The organism is Collinsella aerofaciens (genome assembly GCF_040915545.1).
Classification (GTDB): Bacteria; Actinomycetota; Coriobacteriia; order Coriobacteriales; family Coriobacteriaceae; genus Collinsella; species Collinsella aerofaciens_BE.
In genome coordinates, this window is sequence record NZ_JBCPDH010000009.1 from 37,244 (window position 1) to 57,100 (window position 19,857).

General features: G+C 61.5%; 12 protein-coding genes. 9 read left to right on the forward strand and 3 right to left on the reverse strand.

Features of this window, described 5'->3' with window-relative positions:
- Positions 1-47: 47 nt before the first annotated feature.
- The 3 genes from AB5202_RS04655 to AB5202_RS04665 form a co-directional block, all read right to left on the reverse strand.
- A complete protein-coding gene (locus AB5202_RS04655; protein ID WP_368143770.1) occupies positions 48-2,387 on the reverse strand; it encodes a heavy metal translocating P-type ATPase in 2,340 nt (779 codons plus the stop codon).
- Positions 2,388-2,638: 251 nt separating this feature from the next.
- On the reverse strand, positions 2,639-4,723 hold the full coding sequence (locus AB5202_RS04660) for a protein kinase domain-containing protein (RefSeq protein ID WP_368143771.1): 2,085 nt from the start codon (positions 4,721-4,723) through the stop codon (positions 2,639-2,641).
- A 171-nt stretch (positions 4,724-4,894) separates the two neighbouring features.
- Positions 4,895-5,857, reverse strand: coding sequence for an FHA domain-containing protein (locus tag AB5202_RS04665; protein WP_055310328.1), 963 nt, complete (start codon positions 5,855-5,857; stop codon positions 4,895-4,897).
- 588 nt (positions 5,858-6,445) lie between these two features.
- On the opposite strand from AB5202_RS04665, the gene AB5202_RS04670 reads away from it, so the two are divergent.
- From AB5202_RS04670 to AB5202_RS04710, 9 genes are all read left to right on the forward strand, one after another.
- Entirely contained in the window at positions 6,446-8,689 is a 2,244-nt protein-coding gene (locus AB5202_RS04670; RefSeq protein ID WP_368143772.1) for a DEAD/DEAH box helicase, read from the forward strand.
- Positions 8,690-9,309: 620 nt separating this feature from the next.
- Positions 9,310-10,071: a 4Fe-4S dicluster domain-containing protein gene (locus AB5202_RS04675; protein ID WP_368131326.1), complete on the forward strand. Its 762-nt coding sequence runs from the start codon at positions 9,310-9,312 to the stop codon at positions 10,069-10,071.
- A 343-nt stretch (positions 10,072-10,414) separates the two neighbouring features.
- Positions 10,415-10,927, forward strand: coding sequence for a PTS sugar transporter subunit IIA (locus AB5202_RS04680; RefSeq protein WP_215694763.1), 513 nt, complete (start codon positions 10,415-10,417; stop codon positions 10,925-10,927).
- A gap of 18 nt (positions 10,928-10,945) precedes the next feature.
- Positions 10,946-11,800, forward strand: a complete 855-nt coding sequence (locus AB5202_RS04685; RefSeq protein WP_338404351.1) for a PRD domain-containing protein — start codon at positions 10,946-10,948, stop codon at positions 11,798-11,800.
- Between the two features lie 99 nt (positions 11,801-11,899).
- The gene (locus AB5202_RS04690; protein ID WP_368143773.1) at positions 11,900-13,516 is read left to right on the forward strand and encodes a PTS transporter subunit EIIC; all 1,617 of its coding nucleotides are present in this window, start codon (positions 11,900-11,902) and stop codon (positions 13,514-13,516) included.
- A gap of 3 nt (positions 13,517-13,519) precedes the next feature.
- Positions 13,520-14,902 carry a 6-phospho-alpha-glucosidase gene (locus tag AB5202_RS04695; RefSeq protein ID WP_117655571.1) on the forward strand — a complete coding sequence of 461 codons (1,383 nt, stop codon included), beginning with the start codon at positions 13,520-13,522 and terminating at the stop codon, positions 14,900-14,902.
- Between the two features lie 256 nt (positions 14,903-15,158).
- A complete protein-coding gene (locus AB5202_RS04700) occupies positions 15,159-16,991 on the forward strand; it encodes an NAD(P)-binding protein (RefSeq protein WP_368143774.1) in 1,833 nt (610 codons plus the stop codon).
- The gene (locus tag AB5202_RS04705; RefSeq protein WP_438265662.1) at positions 16,985-18,796 is read left to right on the forward strand and encodes an NADH-dependent [FeFe] hydrogenase, group A6; all 1,812 of its coding nucleotides are present in this window, start codon (positions 16,985-16,987) and stop codon (positions 18,794-18,796) included. The genes AB5202_RS04700 and AB5202_RS04705 overlap by 7 nt, the downstream gene beginning before the upstream one ends.
- A gap of 2 nt (positions 18,797-18,798) precedes the next feature.
- Positions 18,799-19,854 carry an ABC transporter substrate-binding protein gene (locus AB5202_RS04710; protein ID WP_368143775.1) on the forward strand — a complete coding sequence of 352 codons (1,056 nt, stop codon included), beginning with the start codon at positions 18,799-18,801 and terminating at the stop codon, positions 19,852-19,854.
- Positions 19,855-19,857: the final 3 nt, after the last annotated feature.

The following is a 19,857-nucleotide window of genomic DNA, read 5'->3' on the forward strand; positions in this document are numbered from 1 at the left end:
ATCTCGGGCACCTGGAAAACCCGTTCTAAATGGACGTAATGGTGAGCCTATTTTGCCACTTTAGGCTTAAAGGATTTCAGGCGCAGAGCATTGGAAACAACGCACACGCTCGACAGGCTCATGGCCGCGGCGCCGAACATCGGCGAGAGCTGCCAGCCGGTGAGGGGGAAGAACACACCCGCGGCGAGCGGAATGCCGATCCCGTTGTAGAACAGCGCCCAGAACAGATCCTGCTTGATGTTACGGATCGTGGCGCGCGATAGCTCGATGGCGCGGGAGACGTCCATGAGGTCGCTGCGCATGAGCACCACGTCGGCACCCTCCTTGGCGATATCGGCGCCGGTGCCGATGGCAAGGCCCACATCGGCGCGCGCCAGGGCGGGGGAGTCATTGATGCCGTCGCCCACCATGGCGACCTCGAGGCCCGCATCCTGCAGTTCGCGCACGTGGCGTTCCTTGTCGGCGGGAAGAACGTCGGCGATAACCTGCTCGCTGGTGAGTCCCACGCGGCGGGCGATGGCCTCGGCCGTCACGCGGTTGTCGCCGGTGAGCATGCGCACATCGACGCCGAGCGAGCGCAGCGCGGTAACGGCCTCGGCACTCGTCTCCTTAACCTCGTCGGCCACGGCGACGATACCGGCAAGCTCACCGTTTTTGGCAAAGAACAGCGGCGTCTTGCCCTCGGCGGCAAATCGCTCCGCAAGTCCTGCGGGCACGGTGATACCCAACTCGCTCATCAGACGAACGTTGCCGGCGGCGATGGCGTTTTGCCCCTCGCGTGCCGTGACGCCGCGACCGGGCACGGCGGCAAAGTCCTCGACCATGCGTGCGACGATTCCGCGCGTCTCGCACTCGGCCATAATCGCCTCGGCCAGTGGGTGCTCGCTCTGGCGCTCTAGTGCGGCGGCAAGCTTGAGCAGCGCCTTTTCGCCCATAACAGGCGAGCCGTCGGCGCGCGTGGCCACCACGATATCGGTCACAGCCGGTTTGCCGCGGGTGACGGTGCCGGTCTTATCGAGCACCACGGTGCCCACGTTGCGCAGATTCTCCAGCGCCTCGGCGCTCTTAAACAGAATGCCCATCTCGGCGCCCTTGCCGGTGCCAACCATAATGGCGACGGGCGTGGCCAGACCCAGCGCGCACGGGCAGCTGATCACCAACACGGCTACGGCGGAGGTGAGCGCCTCGTTCACGCTGCCGGTCAGCGCCATCCACGCAACAAAGGTCACGGCCGAGATCGCAAACACCACGGGCACAAACACGCCGGCGACCTTATCGGCCATGCGGGCGATGGGCGCCTTGGTGGCGTTGGCGTCCTCGACGAGCTGGATAATCTTGGCAAGCGACGTGTCGGCGCCCACACGCGTAGCGCGGAAGGTAAACGATCCGGTGCGGTTGACGGTGGCGGCGTTGACGGTGTCGCCGGCGGTCTTCTCCACGGGGATGGATTCGCCGGTCAGCGCACTTTCGTCCACGGCCGAAGCGCCCTCGAGTACGACGCCGTCGACAGGGATGGACTCGCCGGGGCGCACACGCAGTACCTGGCCGGGAAGGATGCTGTCGACGTCGACGGTGGTTTCGGTGCCGTCGTCGGCAACGACGGTCGCGGTCTTGGGTGCCAAGTCGATGAGCGCCTCGATAGCGCCGCCGGTCTTGGACTTGCTGCGCGTCTCGAGGTATTTGCCCACGGTGACGAGCGACAGGATGGTGCCGGCGCTCTCATAATACAGATTGTCCATGCCCGTCATCATGGCCTCGTGGACCTGGCCCGCGGCCAGCTGGTCGGCCATGATAAACATGGCGTAGAGCGACCAGGCAATGGACGCGGTGGCGCCCACGGCAATAAGGGCGTCCATGGTGGGCGCGCCGTGCGCGAGCGATTTAAACCCGTTGATAAAGTACGCGTCGTTGACATAGACGATGGGGATGAGCAGGACGAGCTCGGTGAGCGCGAGCGTCATGCTGTGGGTGTGGTCGGTGAAGATGCCGGGCAGCGGCCAGCCGAGCATGTGCCCCATGCCTATGTAGAACAGCGGGATGAGGAATACGATTGAGACGATGAGGCGGGTGCGCATGGCAGAGGCGGCGGCCTCCAACTTTTTGGTCGGCGACTCCATATGGGCGGCGCCGGACCTGGCTTGCGCACTTCCGCTTTGGACAGCGTCGGCGCCCGTGCTGATGGGCGAGGCCGAGTAGCCCGCGCGGTCGACGGCGGTGCAGATATCGTCGGGGGTGACCTGCACGGGGTCATAGTCCACCATCATGGAACCGGCGAGCAGATTGACCGCGACGCTTTGGACGCCGTCGAGTTTGCTCACGGCGCGATCCACATGCGCCTGGCAAGCGGCGCATGTCATGCCGCCCACGTCGAACTTATCTTGAGCCATGGCTTCTCCTTTCTGTGACGTAGTGTCGGAAATGTTAACCATCCGATACTATACACCCATACCCCCTGGGGGTGTCCAGTACAGAAAGAAATGTATGACATTTCGTTACAGATGAGGGTGGTTGGTTGGCCGATGGACCGTCCCAACCAATCATCTCAATCTGTAACAACTAGCAGGGAAAATGACCTCTAACAGTTACAGATCGAGACAATTGCCGGGGAGGGGTCCCGTCATGGCAAGACGCCCGCCGCCTAGATACAGAACCCGGGAATCACGCAGGTTCGCTTGTTTGGCTTTTCCGCAGGGGTGGCGTACATAAAGACGTCGCCGTCGTGGCCCACACGGTTTATGTAGAGCGTGCTTTCGGTCTTCGATGAGTCGGGGCTCACCGTGCGCTCCCACCAGCAGGTGTCCTTGCCCTTCCACTGGCGGACCATCGTCTCGTTCGTGGAATACGGGCTCACCTTGAGCTCGCGGAAGAGCTGATACTCCTTGCCCTCGCCGTTGTAGATGTCTGCCAGGTAGTGATAGTCCTCGGCAAACGAATCGGGCGGTTGCGTACCGCACAGCTCGACCATGGCGGGCAGCCAAAGGGTTGCGGGCAACTCGCTCAGGCACGATGCGCTGTTGGCGGCGCCCACATTGTTCGAGACCTTCTTGACCCCTTTAATGAGTGCGCGCAACTCGTTGGGCAGCAGCTTAAGGCCGTCGCCGTTGAGCCATTCCCGCAGCTCGCAATCTGCCCAGCCGGCGCTCGGCGGTTCAGCCGCAGCGTTGCGCTCGGCAATACCCGCGTCGAACATAAACGTCAGTCCGGCCTTGCCCGTCCCGTCCAGAAGCTCATCGTGGCGAATGCCCACAAGCTGCGCGCCAACCTGCAGCCCGTTGGTGAGCGTGACGCGCTTGGTACACGGATAGGGGATATGCCCATCGGCATCGAGCAGATGATAGCGCCTGGCAATCTCGCGTGCCTCGCTACGGGTCTCGGTGGCCTTAATCTTGAGCGAAATCTCCTGCAGCTGATCCCAAGTGTAGTCGTCAAGTGAGCTGCGGATGCCGTCCAGGTAGTCGGGGATGCCAAAGCCATGGGTTGCCGCCCCGATAACGCCGAGCCCCGCAACGGCTGCGACAACGCCACCGATAATAAAGCGGCGGCGGGTCATGGCATCGTGCCGGGCCTGCTCCAGGATCTCTCGCGCGCGCTCGCCGGCGACGTCGACCTTAAGGTGTGTACCGGAGTCGATGTCGATTGCGGCGTCACTGCCCGCGCCTTCGCGGCCCTCGGATTCGGCATCGGTGAGGTATGCCGAGAGCACCTCGAGCATCTGCTGCTCGGTGGGACGATCGCACTGCTCGACTGAGAGACCCTTCATGATGATTTTGACGAGCGCTTCATCGCCCTCGCAGCGCGGCTCGAGCGGTGCCGGCTTGGTCTTGGTCTTTACGAGATAGAACGAGCCGGTTGCAGCGGCGTCCGTCGACTCAAAGTCAAACGGTTTGCGACCGCTGTAGAGCTGGTACAGAATGCTCGAAAGCGCATAGACGTCGATTGCCGGCGAACGGCGAAGGGCCGCGATGCCTTCGATATCCTGCGTGAGCATCTCGGGCGCGGCGTATGCGGGCGTGGCAAAGCGCCAGATGTCGGCGCGCCGGGTGATCGTGTCGTCGCCGAGAGCCATGGTCGCGGAGCCCATGTCGATGAGGCAGGGGTCAAAGGAGCAATCGGCAATCTGCTGCTCGAGCGTTCGGCTGGTGGTGCGGAACATGATATTGGCAGGCGAAAGGTCGCGATGGATGACCGGATTCACGAGGCCTTGGGTCATCAAGAGCGCACGAAGCACGGCGTTTCCGACGGCGGCGACCATCTGGGTGGTCAGCCCGCCCGAGGCGTCGTGAGGAAGCAGGGGCAGCGCCTGCTTGAGTGAGGTGCCCTCGACCCACTCCATGAGGATGAGCGGGTCGTCCTCGCACGATCCGTAGCCATAGACGCGCGGAAATCCGCGCAGGTGCGAGACGGTACACAGATGACGGTACTCCTCGAACAGCGCAGCGGTGTTGGCCAGGTGCGCTGCCGATTGCTCGGCGGAGCGGTCGGGGGCTTGGCCAGAGAGAAAGGCGTTGTCCTTGAGTAGCTTGACGGCAAAGACCTCGCCGCTTGTGTTGGTCGCGCGAAGCACGTGCCCGATGTTGCCGTTGTTGCGGTGGGCCGTCTGGAGAATAAGCGTCATAAACCGACGCTTGGCGTCGTCCTCGGCACTGGGGTCGACCGCCACGGCGGTGTCGAACGTATCGAGACGGATGAGTTTGTCGCCATAGGCGCTATCGGTAGTATCCATGGCGTTCCTTTGTCTGGCATGGGTTGCCGCGCGTACACGTGAGCAGTGCGGATATCGGTAAAGTACCATGATAGCCGCACTGCTCACGTGTACCGCTGAGTATTGTCGTTTACGACGCAGAAGGTAGAAGACGAAAGACGGACGGCGACCGTCTTCCGATCGCTGTCCGTGCTAGTCCACAATGACAAGGAATGTCGTGTAGAGACCCAGATGGAGCCTGTCGCTGTTGGCGATTTCCACGGGGGGATAGACTTTGCCGGGTTCGCGTTGGTCGCGCGGCGGCTCAATCACAATATCGCCGTCGCCCGCGCCCGATTCGAGCACTGTGCCGTTGGTCGATCCAAGGCCCTGGGCGTACCAGTGCTCACCCTCGAGCCAAATACGAAGATGCTCGCGCGAGGCGTCGGCGCCTACATCGGTGATGCTGGGCGAGGTTTTGGGCAAAGAACCAATCACGGTGCCGCGCGGATCGCGTGTGAGGGGATGGATTTGCATGTCGGCGCAGTTGTCGGCATGGGTTCTGAGCAGACCGAGGTTGGGAGCGACGGTGTGCGGCTGCTCCAGGCTGCTCATAAAGCCACGTCCGACGGTAGTTTCGGTGGTGCCAAAGTGCCCGCCCGTCTTGCTGTCGCAAAAGCGCTCGACGGTGGCCACGCCCTGAACGGGATCGGCGAGCGCCCCCGTTGCCACAAAGAGCATAAGGTAAAGCGTGCTTTTCTCGCGCACGGCATTGCCGTCAAAGTTGTCGATGCGATTGAGGGCATTTGCATATAGGCGGCTGTCCAGCTTGTAGCTGGCGAGAGCCGACATCATTTCGTTGGCGGCCGGACCGCGATAGTGCTCGGCGATTGCCTGATAGGCGGACTCGCCGCCGCCGAGCTTGCTGCAGATTGCCGCGGAAAGGTTGAGCGTGGTGACGGTAAAGTCGCTGTAGATGGCGGGCGCGCACTGGTCAGGCTTGCGATGGACGATGTAACGGGTGAGATACGAGCGGTTGGAAGAGCATTTCTCGAGCAGGGTACTGCCGAGATAGGAGTTTCCATTGATGAGCATTCGGGCGATCTCGAGATGTTTAAGACCGCCGAACGAGCGAATATCGTTATAGAGGACCGAGCAAGGCGTCTCTGCTGCCACGGATACCTCCTTTGATTGCTTCCTAGCCAATATGGCGATAGGAATTAATGGCCCCCGGTGGGCGACGTATTAAATGGTTGCGCAATATATAGCGTAACCAAAGCAACATTATAGGCCACATGTTCGAAATTGCAGGAAGACCGAGAGATTTGGTTTGGATTGAACGGAAATCCCCCTCTGTCTTGATCTATAACAATTAGGGCCGATTTTACTCGTTAACTGTTACAGATTGAGACGTTTGTGAACTGTGTCGACCGTTTGTCTCGATCCGTAACACGTAGAGGAAGATTTGCCCTGTAGATGTTACAGATTGAGACAATCAGCCAGACCCGCCCCGTCCGCCTCGTCATCTGTGGTTTACGTGGGGGCATACGGAGTGCGGGTATACTAACCGGCGGCGAATCTGCTCCATCGCTTAGAGCTGCTGCGTCTGGACGGCGCGTGATAGGGCTGCCAAAGCGATCGCCAGCGTGCTGAGCAACGTCCTCTCTGTGCGCACCCGTTTTTGTATGTATTAGCGCACTACCAAGCACGCCAGCGCGGCCGCATGCCGTGCCCATAGCGCGTGCAGATAAGGAACAACAACATATGCGTAATTCTGTATCCGACGTCACCGACGCCGAGATTCTGGACGAGACCCGCGAGGCCATGACCCAGGCTGCCTTCGATGCCGCCGACGAGGCAAATGCTGCCCAGGCCGTCGAGTCCGCTACCGAGAGCCTGCCCGCCTTTGACGAGCTGGGGCTTTCCGACGAGATGCTTCGTGCTATCGAGAGCCTGGGCTACACGGCGCCGACGCCCGTGCAGGCCGGCTCGATCCCCGTGGTGCTCGAGGGCCGCGACCTGCTTGCCGCCGCCCAGACCGGCACCGGCAAGACGGCCGCCTTTTTGCTGCCGACCATGAACAATCTGGAGCACATCGCTCCGCCCAAGCCCGTGCGTGAGCGCGGCGGCCGCAACCGTCGTCGCGGTGCTAAAAAGCCCGAGGGCAACGGCCGTGGCCCCGTGATGCTCGTCATCACCCCCACGCGCGAGCTCGCCCAGCAGATCGACGAGGTCGCGAGCAAGATCGCCGACGTCACCGGCCATGTCGCCGTGACCGTCGTGGGTGGCGTGAGCTACAAGCCGCAGACCGCGGCACTCAAGTACGGCTGCGATATCCTGGTCGCCACGCCGGGCCGTCTGGTCGACCTGATCGAGCAGGGCGCCTGCCACCTGAACGAGGTCAAGGTGCTGGTGCTCGACGAGGCCGATCGCATGCTCGACATGGGCTTTTTGCCCGCCGTCCGCCGTATTGTGCGCGAGACGCCGGCCGAGCGCCAGACGCTGCTGTTCTCGGCGACGCTCGACGAGGAGGCCGTGGGCGAGATCACCGACCTGGTGAGCGACCCGGCCCGCGTGGAGATCGCGCCCGCCACGTCGACCGCCGACACCGTCGACCAGTTTGTGTTCCCGGTGTCCATCGAGGCCAAGAATAACCTGTTGCCCGAGTTTCTCAAGAAGGAGGGCCCGGAGCGCACCATTGTCTTTATGCGCACCAAGCATCGCGCCGACAGCTGCTGCCGTCGTCTGGAGCGTAAGGGCATCAAGGCCGCCGCGATTCACGGCAACCGCAGCCAGGCCCAGCGCGAGCGCGCGCTTTCTGCCTTCCGCGACGGCACCGTCGACGTGCTGGTGGCAACCGATGTTCTCGCCCGCGGCATCGACATTAGCGACGTGCGCTACGTCGTGAACTTTGACGTGCCGGCCGAGCCGACCGACTACATCCACCGTATTGGCCGTACGGGCCGTGCCGGTGAGCTGGGCTGGGCCATCACGTTTGTGACCGAGCAGGACGTCGACGAGTTCTACGAGATCGAGAAGCTCATGGACAAGACGGCCGATATTTACGAAGCCGGCGACCTGCACGTGGGTCCCAACCCGCCCGCCGTTGACCCCGAGCGCGATCCTGCCGCCTTTAAGGTGAAGAAGAAGACCAAGCGCGGCAAGTCCAAGAGCAAGAAGAAGCTTGAGCAGGCACGTCGCGACGGCAAGCGCAACGGCGATGACTACGGCGATGTGGCCGGTCGTTCCAACCGCGGTCGCGACGAGCGTCGCGGCGACGGTGAGCGTCCGAGCCGTCCCAAGCGCGGCGGCAAGACCCGCGTGCGCGAGGGCGTTCAGGCTCGCGTGGACGAGGCTGTGGAGAGCGTGGCCCGCGAGGTGGCTGCCGAGGAGCGCGGCGGTGCTGTCGAGCAGGCCCCGCGTGGCAACCGTGCCGAGCGTCGTGCCAAGCAGTTCCAGGGCGAGGCACATCGCCGCCGCCGCGAGGACGAGGATCGCGGTGGCCGTCGTCGTGTCGAGCGCGAGGACGAGGGCCGCGGTTCGCGCGGTGGCAAGCGCGGTTCGGGCGACCGCCGTCGTTCCGGTCGTGATGACGAGCGCGGCGGCCGTGACGAGCGTCGCGGCGGCGAGGGTCGTGGTGAGCGTGCTGCCCGTGGCGGTGAGTCCCGTGGCGGCAAGCGCTTTGAAGAGCGCGGTAGCCGCGGCGGCGAGCGTCGCGAGGGTGCTCGCGGCAATGGCGGCCGCGGCGGCGCTGGTCGTTCTAACGAGTTGCGCGACCGTCGTGATCCGCGTGCCAGCCGCGATCGTCGCGATGACTGGCGCAACTACGACGATACCCGCGAAGAGCGTCGCGGCGGCTACCGTGGTGGTCGCGGCGGCAACCAGGCCGGTTCCCGTGGCGGCCGCGCCGGCGGTCGCGATAACCGCGGCAGCTATGGCAACAGCCGTGGCGGCAAGCGTGGTAGCAGCTCCCGTCGTCCCGGTGACGGCGGCGGCAAGCGCAAGTAACATACGCATCGCCCGCTAGAGCGAGGTGAACCAAGGGTCCCGAGCAACTACGCTCGGGGCCCTTTTTGTTTGTCGTATCCGATCGCTAGTTCAAATGTGATTTCCTCGGGAATGCATCTAGAGGATGCCGTGGACCTGTTTTCTGCCATGCGGCAATGGGTCCCATGGGGTGCGCCGTGCATTTTTTGGAGTATTCTGCAGTTCGAGTTGTCTGCATATGATCCGACGTCGCCAACGGTGGCCTTCGGATATCCCTGGCGAGCGTTCTGAGTCAGATTTCGCCGTTTTCCGGAGCAGGGGCGCGTCATTCTCGCCATATCGGGACTTAGAATGATACGGCGCCCTACAGTTTTGCCCACCCGCGGCGGTGCTGGCGTGGTTACGTTGCAGAATACTCCGTTTTTTGCACGGGCTAGGATGGGGTACCTCAGGAGAACACAGCGGTATCCCGTAAATATATACAATTTGTACCGTAATTTATACAAAACGAAGAGGCAGACAGCGTAGGGTGGGTGCATTGGGGTGCTTGGTGCATCAAAACGGGGACCCCACGTGCCGTATACTCTGGCTGGATGTGAAAGCGGCTTGACGCGTTGCCAGGCGTAGGGGAGGGTGCCTCGATGAGCGTATTCGAAATTGTGTTTAGTCCGACGGGTGGAACGCAGAAGGTGTCTGGCCTTGTGGCCGGGGCACTGGACAAGAATACCGTTACCGTCGATCTGACCGATAGCGGGCTAGATTTCAGCGCTGTCTCGATGACCGAGGACGACGTGGCCGTAATCTCTGTGCCGGCGTATGCCGGTAGAATCCCGGCTGTGGTGGCTGACCGGTTGGGCATGGTGCGCGGCAACGGGGCTCGGGCTGTTTTGGTTTGTGTATACGGAAACCGCGCGTTTGAGGACACGCTCGTAGAGCTGGAGGACGTTGCGAAGCATGCGGGATTCCGGGTGATCGCGGCAGTTGCAGCCATTGCAGAACATTCCATTGCGCGACAGTTTGCTGCCGGTCGTCCGGATGCGCAGGATGCGGCGCAGCTTGCTGAGTTTGCTCAGCAAATTCAGCAAAAGCTGTTGGCTGAGGATGCGTCCGAGCCCTCTATCCCCGGCAATCGTCCTTATAAACAAGCTGGAGGTCACCGCATGGCACCCGAGGCAACAGAGGATTGCGTTTCCTGCGGTGCATGCGCCGCGGCGTGCCCCGTTTGTGCTATCGACAAGGGTGACCCCAAACGAGCAGCTGGCGAGGCGTGCATCTCCTGCATGCGCTGCATTGCCGTATGTCCGCGAGGTGCTCGTAAGGCTGATCCCAACAAGCTATCCGCTGTTTCCCAGATGCTGAGCAAGGTTTGCGTCGTGCGGAAGGAATGCGAGCTCTTTATCTAGCGCATACGAAATTGGTGCAATGGGACCAGGTTAATCTGCACCAACCTGGTGCAAACAAACCTGTCCCCAATGCACCAGAGTGAGGAGTGTCCCCGAGTGCCGGCAGAAAAGGAACGTCCCTAAGTACCGCATAAATACCGTTTATCGGAGAAAAAATACCGTTCGCCGGTCATAATGATTGTTCCGGCTTTGGGCTTGTCTACAATAACCCCCGTAAAAGAAATGCGGAAGGTTTCCGAGTCCCCTCGGACGTGGGCCTAACCAAAGTCTTTGATCGCGAGCGTCTCAATGGGCGCATTCGATTGATTTTGGTTGGGCTATATTTATGAAGGGACATGTCACCATGGGTTTCTTTTCTCGCCTAATGGGTGGCTCGGATAAGCAGACGACTGCGGCTTCCGAGTTCGAAATCCTCGCTCCCGTTTCCGGCGAGCTTGTTCATCTAGAAAATACCAATGACCCCGCTTTTAGCAGCCGTGCGGTGGGCGATGGCGTTGCCGTGGTTCCCCAAGAGGGAACGGTGTGCGCTCCTGTTTCCGGCACCGTCGCGGCGCTGTTTCCGACTGAGCACGCGCTGGGCATCATGTCCGACGACAGCTCTGCTCAGGTGATGCTGCATATCGGAATCGACACTGTTAAACTTGAGGGCAAGGGCTTCCATGCGCTTGTTGCCCAGGGTGACCATGTCGACGCGGGCCAGCCCCTCGTCGAGGTCGATTTCGACGTGGTTCGCGCTGCCGGCTTTGATCCCACGGTCTTCGTTATCGTGTGCGAGCGTTCGGAGAACTCGACTCTTCGCGAGCATGCTTCCGGCCCTGTTGCTGTTAAAGAGCCTGTCGTCTGGCTTTCCGAGTAAATTCTTGTGGTGGGTACCGTGGTTATCAAGCGAGTTTTTAACAACAACGTCGCAATGGTCACTTCGGACGATGGCTCCGAGCTCATCGTCATCGGTCGAGGCCTCTGCTTTGGTCGCCATGCCGGCGATGCCATCGATGAGACGTCGGTCGAAAAGACCTACGCGTTGCAGGAGGGAACTTCTCAGGATTCGCGTACGATTGACCGCTTGGCACATCTTTTGGAGTCCATCCCCACCGTCAACCTCGTGATTTCCGAGGACATCGTTCAGATGCTCCGTCGAGAGCTCAATGTTGATATCAACGACAAGATTCTCATTGCTCTCGCAGACCATATCAGCCTTGCTTTGGAGCGCGAGCGCAAGGGCGTCTCCTGTGAGAATCCGTTGCTGCTCGAGATCCAGCAGTTCTATCGCAAGGAGTATGCACTTGCGGGCCGTGCGCTGCAGATTATCAAGGAGTATATGGGCATTCAGATGAGCGAAGAAGAGCAGGGTTTCATTACGCTGCATATCGTCAACGCCACCATGCCGCAACGCTCCGATCGTTTGATTGTTTCGGTCCAGCTTGTTCGCGACGTGCTCGCGATTGTTTCCAAGCGCTATGCTACGACCCTCGATGACACCTCGCTGCCTTACGAACGTTTCGTTCGTCACCTGCAGTTTTTCGCACAGCGAGCGCTCGATCCTACGGCAGGGCAAATCAACGGAGACGCGCTGTTCCGAATCGATGAAACGGCGTATCCCTGCGCATTCTCGTGCGCGGACGCCATAGCCGCCCACTTGTCGTCTACCTATAACGTTGTCGTTACCGATGCTGAGAAGAGTTATCTCGCATATCACATTGTTAACCTGCTTGGAGAACCTGGTCTCTAGGCATAACGTGCCCACACATCGATTGATATAAGGCAAGGCTCACGGTCTTGTCCAGGGCACATCTGTCTTAATTTGCGGAAAAGGAAGGGGAGTACCGCTATGACCGCAAAAAAGAAGTTCAATTTCAAAGCGCCGTTGGAGGTGTTCGCGAAGTCGATCGTTCAGCCGATGATGTATCTCTCGGTTGCCGGCATCCTGCTCATCGTGGGCATCATTCTGACCAACAAGACCATCTGCGCTTTGGTCCCCGTACTGGGCTCCGGTCCGTTCCAGCTTGTGGGCGCCGTTGTCTATCAGTCGCTGATGTTTATCATCAACAACCTCTCGATTCTGTTCTGCGTGGGCATCGCCGGCGCCATGGCAAAGAAGAACAAGGGCCATGCTTCGCTGATTGCCCTGATGTCGTTCTTCCTGTTCCTGCAGGCTAACAACATCGTGCTCAACGCCACCGGCTCTCTTGCCGATGCGAGCGGCATGCTCGGTCTTACCGGAACCGGCCAGGCCACCGTTATGGGCATTCAGGTGCTCGATACCGGCGTGTTCGGCGGCATTATTCTCGGTTGCATCACCGGTGCCGTGTTTAACAAGTACTCGAACAAGCAGTTCCCCATTGCCCTTTCGATGTTCTCGGGCGTTCGCTTTCCGTTCCTGATCATGATCATCATCTCCTGGATCATGGGCGCTGGCTTCTGCATCATTTGGCCTCCGGTTCAGGGTGCCATCTCCTCCGTTGCCGGCATCATTAAGGAGTCGGGCAACATCGGTCTGTTTATCTACGGCATGCTCAACAAGCTGCTCGTTCCCACCGGTCTGCACCACCTCATCTACACTCCGTTCCAGTTCTCCGATGTGGGCGGCACCCTTACGCTGGGTGATCAGGTTATCGCCGGTGCCTACCCCATCCGTGTCGCCGAGATGGCAATGACGGGCCAGCCCTTCTCCGATAGCACCTACTTCAACAGCTACACCTTCAACAACCTGTGGCCCTACATCGGTATCGGTCTCGCCTTTATCGTCACCGCTTACAAGGGGAACAAGGATAAGACCAAAGCCGTTATCATCCCGCTGATCATCACCGCCGTGCTCTCCTGCGTGACCGAGCCCATGGACTTCCTCTTTGTCTTTGCCGCTCCCGTGCTCTTTGTCGTTCACTCGGTTCTTTCCGGCATCTTCCTGGTCCTGCTCAAGGTCCTCTCCGTGCCCGCTTCGACTGCAGGCGGCATCATCAACATTGTGGTCTCCAACCTGGTCCTGGGTGTCGATAAGACCAACTGGCCGATGATGCTCGTGCTTGGAGTCGTCAACGCCGCGCTGTACTTCTTCCTCTTCACCTTCCTTATCAAGAAGCTCAACCTTCACACCCCCGGTCGCGAGGAGGACTCCGAGCTCGCCGAGTCCGTTGCCGAGGGCGAGGCCGCCGCGTCTGTCGCGGTGAAGCAGGGCGCTGTTGCCGCAGCTCCCGCAGAGGGCGTCGATGCAGGTATTGCCGACCTGGTCGCAGGTCTTGGTGGCAAGGACAACATCGAGGAGCTCGAGAACTGCTTTACGCGTCTCCGCGTGAACGTTAAGAACCCGGACCTCATCAATGAGGACCTCATCAACCACGTGCCCAACAGCGGCATCAACCGCAACGGCAATAATATCCAGATCATCTTTGGCATGAAGGTCGCCGAGATGCGCGACAAGGTCGAAAACGCAATTGAGAAGGAGCAGTAAACAATGATCATTACTCTGTGTGGTGGCGGATCCACCTTTACCCCCGGCATCGTCAAGTCCATCGCTCTGCGCAAGGACGAGCTCGACGTTGACGAGATTCGTCTGTACGACATCAACGAGGAGCGCCAGCGCAAGATCGGCGTGCTCGTGGACTGGATTTTGCACGAGGACCTCGGCCTGGACATCAAGCTCACGGTGACTACCGACAAAAAGACGGCTTTTACCGACGCGAGCTTCGTGTTTGCCCAGATGCGCGTGGGCGGCTACGCCATGCGCGAGCAGGACGAGAAGATTCCGCTGCGTCACGGCTGCGTGGGTCAGGAGACTTGCGGTTGCGGCGGCCTTGCCTACGGCATGCGCACCATCTTCCCCATGGTCGAGCTGATCGATGACGTTGAGAAGTACGCCAAGAAGGACTACTGGATTCTCAACTACTCCAACCCTGCCGCCATCGTCTCCGAGGGCTGCCGTGTGCTGCGTCCCAACGCTCGCATCATCAACATCTGCGACATGCCGATCGCGATCATCGACGTGGTTTGCGCCGCTCTCGATATCGACAAGAAGGATGTCGAGTACGATTACTTTGGTCTCAACCACTTTGGTTGGTTCACCTCGATCCGCCACAAGGGCGAGGAGGTTCTGCCGCAGCTGCGCGAGTACATCAAGGAGCATGAGATTCTGCTGCCCGACTCCTACCTCAAGGGCATGGGCTCGCTCATGGCAAAGAAGCCCGAGGAGGCCACCGACGAGCACCCCGAGCAGAACCGCCACACCAAGGGCAGCTGGTACTACGTCTGGAAGGGCGAGTACGAGATCATGGAGTGCTTCCCGGAGTACCTGCCCAACACGTATCTGAACTACTACCTGCAGCAGAAGGAGTTCGTCGAGCACTCCAACCCCGAGCGTACCCGTGCTAACGAGGTTGAGGAGACGCGCGAGAAGAACCTCTTCGACGGCATCGACCATTACGAGAAGACGGGCGAGATCGACGAGAGCACGTTCTATGCGGGCAGCCACGGCGACTGGATTGCCGACCTGGCCATCGCTCTGAAGAACGACACCAAGCAGCGTTTCCTGGTCATTTGCGAGAACAAGGGCGCTATCCCCAACATGCCCTACGACGCCATGGTCGAGCTGCCTGCCTACATTGGCAAGAACGGCCCCGAGGTCATCAGCCGCGACAACATTCCTCTGTTCCAGCAGGGCCTCATGATGCAGCAGCTGAACTCCGAGAAGCTCGTGGTCGAGGCTACGATCGAGGGTTCGTACGAGAAGGCGCTCAAGGCCTTTACACTCAACAAGACCGTGCCGTCGATGAAGGTCGCCAAGGAGGTTCTCGACGACATGATCGAGGCCAACAAGGGTTACTGGCCCGAGCTTAAGTAAAAACAACAGGGTCGCTGACCGCATACCTGGAGCAATGCCCCGTCCACGTGATTGCGTGGGCGGGGCATTGTCATTTGGTAACGCGTTTTATCAAATATGGCATTTATCTGCGGTAATGTTCTATTTCACCGCCGAGGGTGACATTTCATACCGCCTGCCGAACTGCGTGGAGACCTAACAACTTTTTAGGTCAGTGTTGTGCGTGTAGCAACTTCGCCCGGCCTCGCCTCCGGGCTGCCGCATGAGAGGGGATCTTATGGCACGACTGCACGTAATGGAACGCAGCCACGCTCAGGCCGTCATGGACGACCTACATGATGCGCTTGGGCGCCGTCTGGCGGTGAGTTCGCTCGCCCCGTGTCCCGTTGAGTTTACGGCAGCGCTCGTCAACCTGTGCTCCACCCAGAGCTGCGGCAAGTGCACGCCCTGCCGCGTGGGCCTGAGCGCGCTGAGCGATCTGCTCTCCGATGTGCTCGAGGGCCGCGCCGACGAGTCCACGCTCAATTTGATCGAGCGCACGGCCCGCACCATCTATCTTTCGAGCGACTGCGCCATCGGCTACGAAGCTGGCGCCATGGCACTCACGGCCATTCGCGGCTTCCGCGACGATTTTGAGCACCACATCCGCGAGCACTCCTGCGGCTTTGATCGCGAGGCCCGCGTCCCGTGCGTCTCGGGTTGCCCGGCGCACGTCGACATTCCCGGGTACATTTCGCTCGTCGAGGCCGGCCGCTATGCCGATGCCGTCAAGGTCATCCGCAAGAACAACCCGCTGCCGCTCGTTTGCGGCCTGGTGTGCGAGCATCCCTGCGAGATGCACTGCCGTCGCGGCATGGTCGATGATCCCATGAACATCCTCGCCCTCAAGCGTTTTGCCGTTGAGCACAGCGACCTTAACGATTACAAGCCCAGCGTGGCCGACAACGCCGGTAAGCGCGTTGCCGTGATCGGCGGCGGCCCGGCCGGCCTTTCCTGCGCCTACTACCTGGCCGTGATGGGCCATAAGGTGACCATCTATGAGCAGCGCCACCACCTGGGCGGCATGCTGCGCTATGGCATTCCCAGCTACCGTCTGCCGCGCGAGCGCCTACAGGCCGAGATCGACTGGATCTTGAGCGCCGGCATCGACGTTGAGCTCGATCACTCCGTGAACGGCGAGGAGCTTGCCCGCCTGCGCGACGAGTTCGATGCCGTCTACCTGGCCATCGGTGCCCACAGCGATAAGAAGCTCGGCCTTCCGGGCGAAGAGGCGCCCGGCGTGGAGTCGGCCGTCAAGATGCTGCGTGCCATCGGCGACGACGAGCTGCCCGACCTGAGCGGCCAGCGCGTGTGCGTCATCGGCGGCGGTAATGTGGCCATGGACGTGGCACGCTCTGCCGTACGCTGCGGTGCCGAAAAGGTGAGCATCGTCTATCGCCGTCGCATCTGCGATATGACGGCCCAGGATGCCGAGATTGCCGGCGCCCAGGCCGAGGGCTGCGAGGTCCTGGAACTCACCGCACCGCTCGCTATCGAGACGGGCGAGGACGGTCGCGTGAGCGGCCTGCGCGTGCAGCCGCAGATTATCGGCGAGCCCCGTCGTGGGCGTCCGGCCCCGCGTGCCGCCGCCACGCCCGAGCGCGTCATTCCCTGCGAGCGCGTGTTTGTGGCCATTGGCCAGGACATCGATTCCAAGCCGTTTGAGGACATGGGCGTCGCCTGTAAGTGGGGCTGCGTGGTCACCGATTCGGATGGCGCCGTGCCTAACTTCGACGGTCTCTTTAGCGGCGGCGACTGTCAGACCGGTCCCGCCACCGTCATCCGTGCCATCAACGCCGGCCGCGTGGCTTCGGCAAATATCGACCGCTACCTGGGCTTCGACCACAAGATTAAGCTCGACGTGGAGCTGCCGACCGTTCAGTTTAAGGGCAAGCACGAGTGCGGCCGCCGCGAGCTGGGCGAGCGCGAGGCCGGCGAGCGCATTCACGATTGGAATCTGGTCGAACAGGGCCTTACCGAGGAAGAGGCACGCCAAGAGGCGAGTCGCTGCCTGCGTTGCGACCACTTTGGCTTTGGTGCGTTCCGCGGAGGGAGGAACCTGGAATGGTAGAGCTCAACAAAACCACCGTCGGCGACAACAGCGAAAACGGAGCGCACAACATGGTCAGGCTCATTATCGATAACTGCGAAGTCGTGGTGCCCGAGCACACCACGATCCTGGATGCGGCCAAGTCCGTCGGCATTCAGATTCCCACCCTGTGCTATCTGCGCGATCTAAACGAGATCGGCGGCTGCCGCGTGTGCGTGGTCGAGGTTGAGGGCTGCGACCAGCTGGTTGCCGCCTGCAACAACTACGTGCTCGACGGCATGGTGGTCCACACCAACAGCCCCAAGGCCCGCGAGGCCCGTCGCACCAACGTGCAGCTGCTGCTGTCCCAGCACGATTCGCAGTGCACGAGCTGCGTGCGCAGCGGCAACTGCAACCTGCAGACCATCGCCAACGACCTGGGCATCTTCTATCTGCCGTACGAGCAGCACCTGGCGCGCGAGGGCTGGGATTTCGATTTCCCCATCATCCGCGATAACGACAAGTGCATCAAATGCATGCGCTGCATCAAGGTGTGCGAGAGCGTGCAGGGCTTAGGGATTTGGGATCTGACCAACCGCGCCACGCATACCGCCGTGGGCACCCGCGGGCGTGCGCCGATCGGCAAGACCGATTGCGTCGCGTGCGGCCAGTGCATCACGCATTGCCCGACGGGCGCCCTGCGCGAGCGTGACGATACCGAGACCGTGTTCGATGCCATCGCCGATCCCGACAAGATCGTGCTGGTGCAGATTGCGCCGGCCGTGCGTAGCGCCTGGGGCGAGGAGCTCGGCATTCCGCGCGAGGAGGCTACTGTCGAGCGCCTGGCCTGTGCGCTGCGCCGCGTGGGCTTTGAGTACGTGTTCGACACCGATTTCTCGGCCGACCTTACCATTATGGAGGAGGGCTCCGAGCTGCTCGAGCGCCTGGGTAAGGCCGCCAAGGGCGAGGGCGACAGCCGTGGCTGGCCCATGTTCACGAGCTGCTGCCCGGGCTGGGTGCGCTTTGTGAAGGCGCGTTACCCCGAGTTTGTCGACAGCCTGTCTACGTCAAAGTCGCCGCAGCAGATGTTTGGCGCCATCGCCAAGACCTACTACGCCAAGGTGCTGGGCGTGGAGCCCGAGCGTCTGTTTGTGGTGTCCGTGATGCCGTGCACGGCCAAGAAGGCCGAGTGCGCGCTGCCGAGCATGGTGGGCGAGGACGGCACGCCCGATGTGGACGTTGCGCTGACGGTGCGCGAGATGGTGCGCATGATCCGCGCGAACCACGTGAGCGTAGACACGCTTACCGAGGAGCCGCTCGACACACCGCTGGGCTTTGGCACGGGCGCGGGTGTGATCTTTGGCGCCACGGGCGGCGTGATGGAGGCCGCCGTGCGTTCGGCCTATTACCTGGTGACGGGCAAGAACCCCGACGCCGACTTCTTTACCGATGTGCGCGGACTTGACGGCTGGAAGGAGGCCGTGGCCGATATCGATGGCACCAAGGTGCGCGTCGCCGTGGCACACGGGCTGGGCAACGCCGCCCGCCTGCTCGATGCAATTCGCGACGGCCGTGTGAGCTATGACTTCGTTGAGGTCATGGCATGCCCGGGCGGCTGCGTCGGTGGCGGCGGTCAGCCCATCCACGACGGCTGCGAGCTGGCAGCCGAGCGCGGTCAGGTGCTGTGGGGCCTGGATGCCGCTGCGGACATTCGCTTCTCGCATGAGAATCCCGATGTCCAGGCGTGCTATCGCGAGTTCTTGGGCGAGCCGCTCTCGCCGCTGGCCGAGGAGCTGCTGCATACCGACCATCACGCATGGACGATGCCTAACGAGGGGACGTGCTAGCGATGCGCGCGTTTAATGTTGAGATGTCGCGCCGGGGGTTTGCCTCGGCGCTCGCCGCGGGCGCCCTGTCACTTGCGCTCGCGGGCTGTGGCGGCGGGGCTGCCGGTGCCGGGTCCGCCGCGGGCTCGGCTGCCACGGACGGCGCCGGTGCTGCTGCAGAGCCGGTCGAGGTGCACGTCGCCTCGCTCAAGGGGCCGACCTCGATTGGCCTGGTGCAGTTTATGGACCGGGCGGGCGATGGCGAGACGGACAATGAGTTCGACTTTGCGATCAACACCGCCGCCGACGAGATTGTGCCCAAGGTCATTCAGGGCGATATCGACATTACCCTGGTGCCGGCCAACGTGGCGAGTGTGCTCTACAACAAGACCGAGGGCGCGGTGCAGGTCATCGACATCAACACGCTGGGCGTGCTGAACGTGGTGGCGGGCGACGCGAGTGTGACCTCGTTTGGCGATCTGGCGGGCCATACCGTCTATATGACGGGCAAGGGCGCCACGCCGGAGTACGTCATGAACTACCTGCTGGAGCGCGCGGGCCTGACCGGTCAGGTGACGCTTGAGTTTAAGAGCGAGCCCACCGAGGTGCTGTCGGCCCTGCTTGCCGACCCGTCCGCCGTGGGCGTGCTGCCGGAGCCGTTCAAGACCGCTGCCATCGCAAAGAGCGAAGGCAAGCTGTCGGCTCCGGTAAGCCTGACCGATGTGTGGGACGAGCTGGCAGGTGACACAGGCTCGCGCTTGCTGACGGGCGTGACCGTGGTGCGCCGCGCGTTTGCCGAGGAACATCCCGAGGCCGTGGCGGAGTTCTTGAGCTGCCATGCGGCGAGCGTTAAGGCTGTCAATGCGGCGCCGGCAGATTGGGCGCAGGCCGTAGTCGATGCCGGCATCGTGGACAACGCCAAGATCGCCGAGAAGGCGATTCCCGGGTGCATGCTTGTGTGCCAGACGGGCAAGGATATGAAGGCGGCGCTTAGCGGGTATCTGCAGGTGCTGTCCGACGCGGACGCGAGCGCCGTGGGTGGTAAACTTCCGGCTGACGATTTCTACTACATGGAGTAGCCC

Bases quoted from the DNA above. Each gene is read 5' to 3' on its own strand.
- AB5202_RS04655 (WP_368143770.1), bottom strand. From the start codon at position 2,387: ATGGCTCAAGATAAGTTCGACGTGGGCGGCATGACATGCGCCGCTTGC.
- AB5202_RS04660 (WP_368143771.1), bottom strand. From the start codon at position 4,723: ATGGATACTACCGATAGCGCCTATGGCGACAAACTCATCCGTCTCGAT.
- AB5202_RS04705 (WP_438265662.1), top strand. From the start codon at position 16,985: ATGGTAGAGCTCAACAAAACCACCGTCGGCGACAACAGCGAAAACGGA.
- AB5202_RS04670 (WP_368143772.1), top strand. From the start codon at position 6,446: ATGCGTAATTCTGTATCCGACGTCACCGACGCCGAGATTCTGGACGAG.
- AB5202_RS04690 (WP_368143773.1), top strand. From the start codon at position 11,900: ATGACCGCAAAAAAGAAGTTCAATTTCAAAGCGCCGTTGGAGGTGTTC.
- AB5202_RS04675 (WP_368131326.1), top strand. From the start codon at position 9,310: ATGAGCGTATTCGAAATTGTGTTTAGTCCGACGGGTGGAACGCAGAAG.
- AB5202_RS04680 (WP_215694763.1), top strand. From the start codon at position 10,415: ATGGGTTTCTTTTCTCGCCTAATGGGTGGCTCGGATAAGCAGACGACT.
- AB5202_RS04695 (WP_117655571.1), top strand. From the start codon at position 13,520: ATGATCATTACTCTGTGTGGTGGCGGATCCACCTTTACCCCCGGCATC.
- AB5202_RS04710 (WP_368143775.1), top strand. From the start codon at position 18,799: ATGCGCGCGTTTAATGTTGAGATGTCGCGCCGGGGGTTTGCCTCGGCG.
- AB5202_RS04700 (WP_368143774.1), top strand. From the start codon at position 15,159: ATGGCACGACTGCACGTAATGGAACGCAGCCACGCTCAGGCCGTCATG.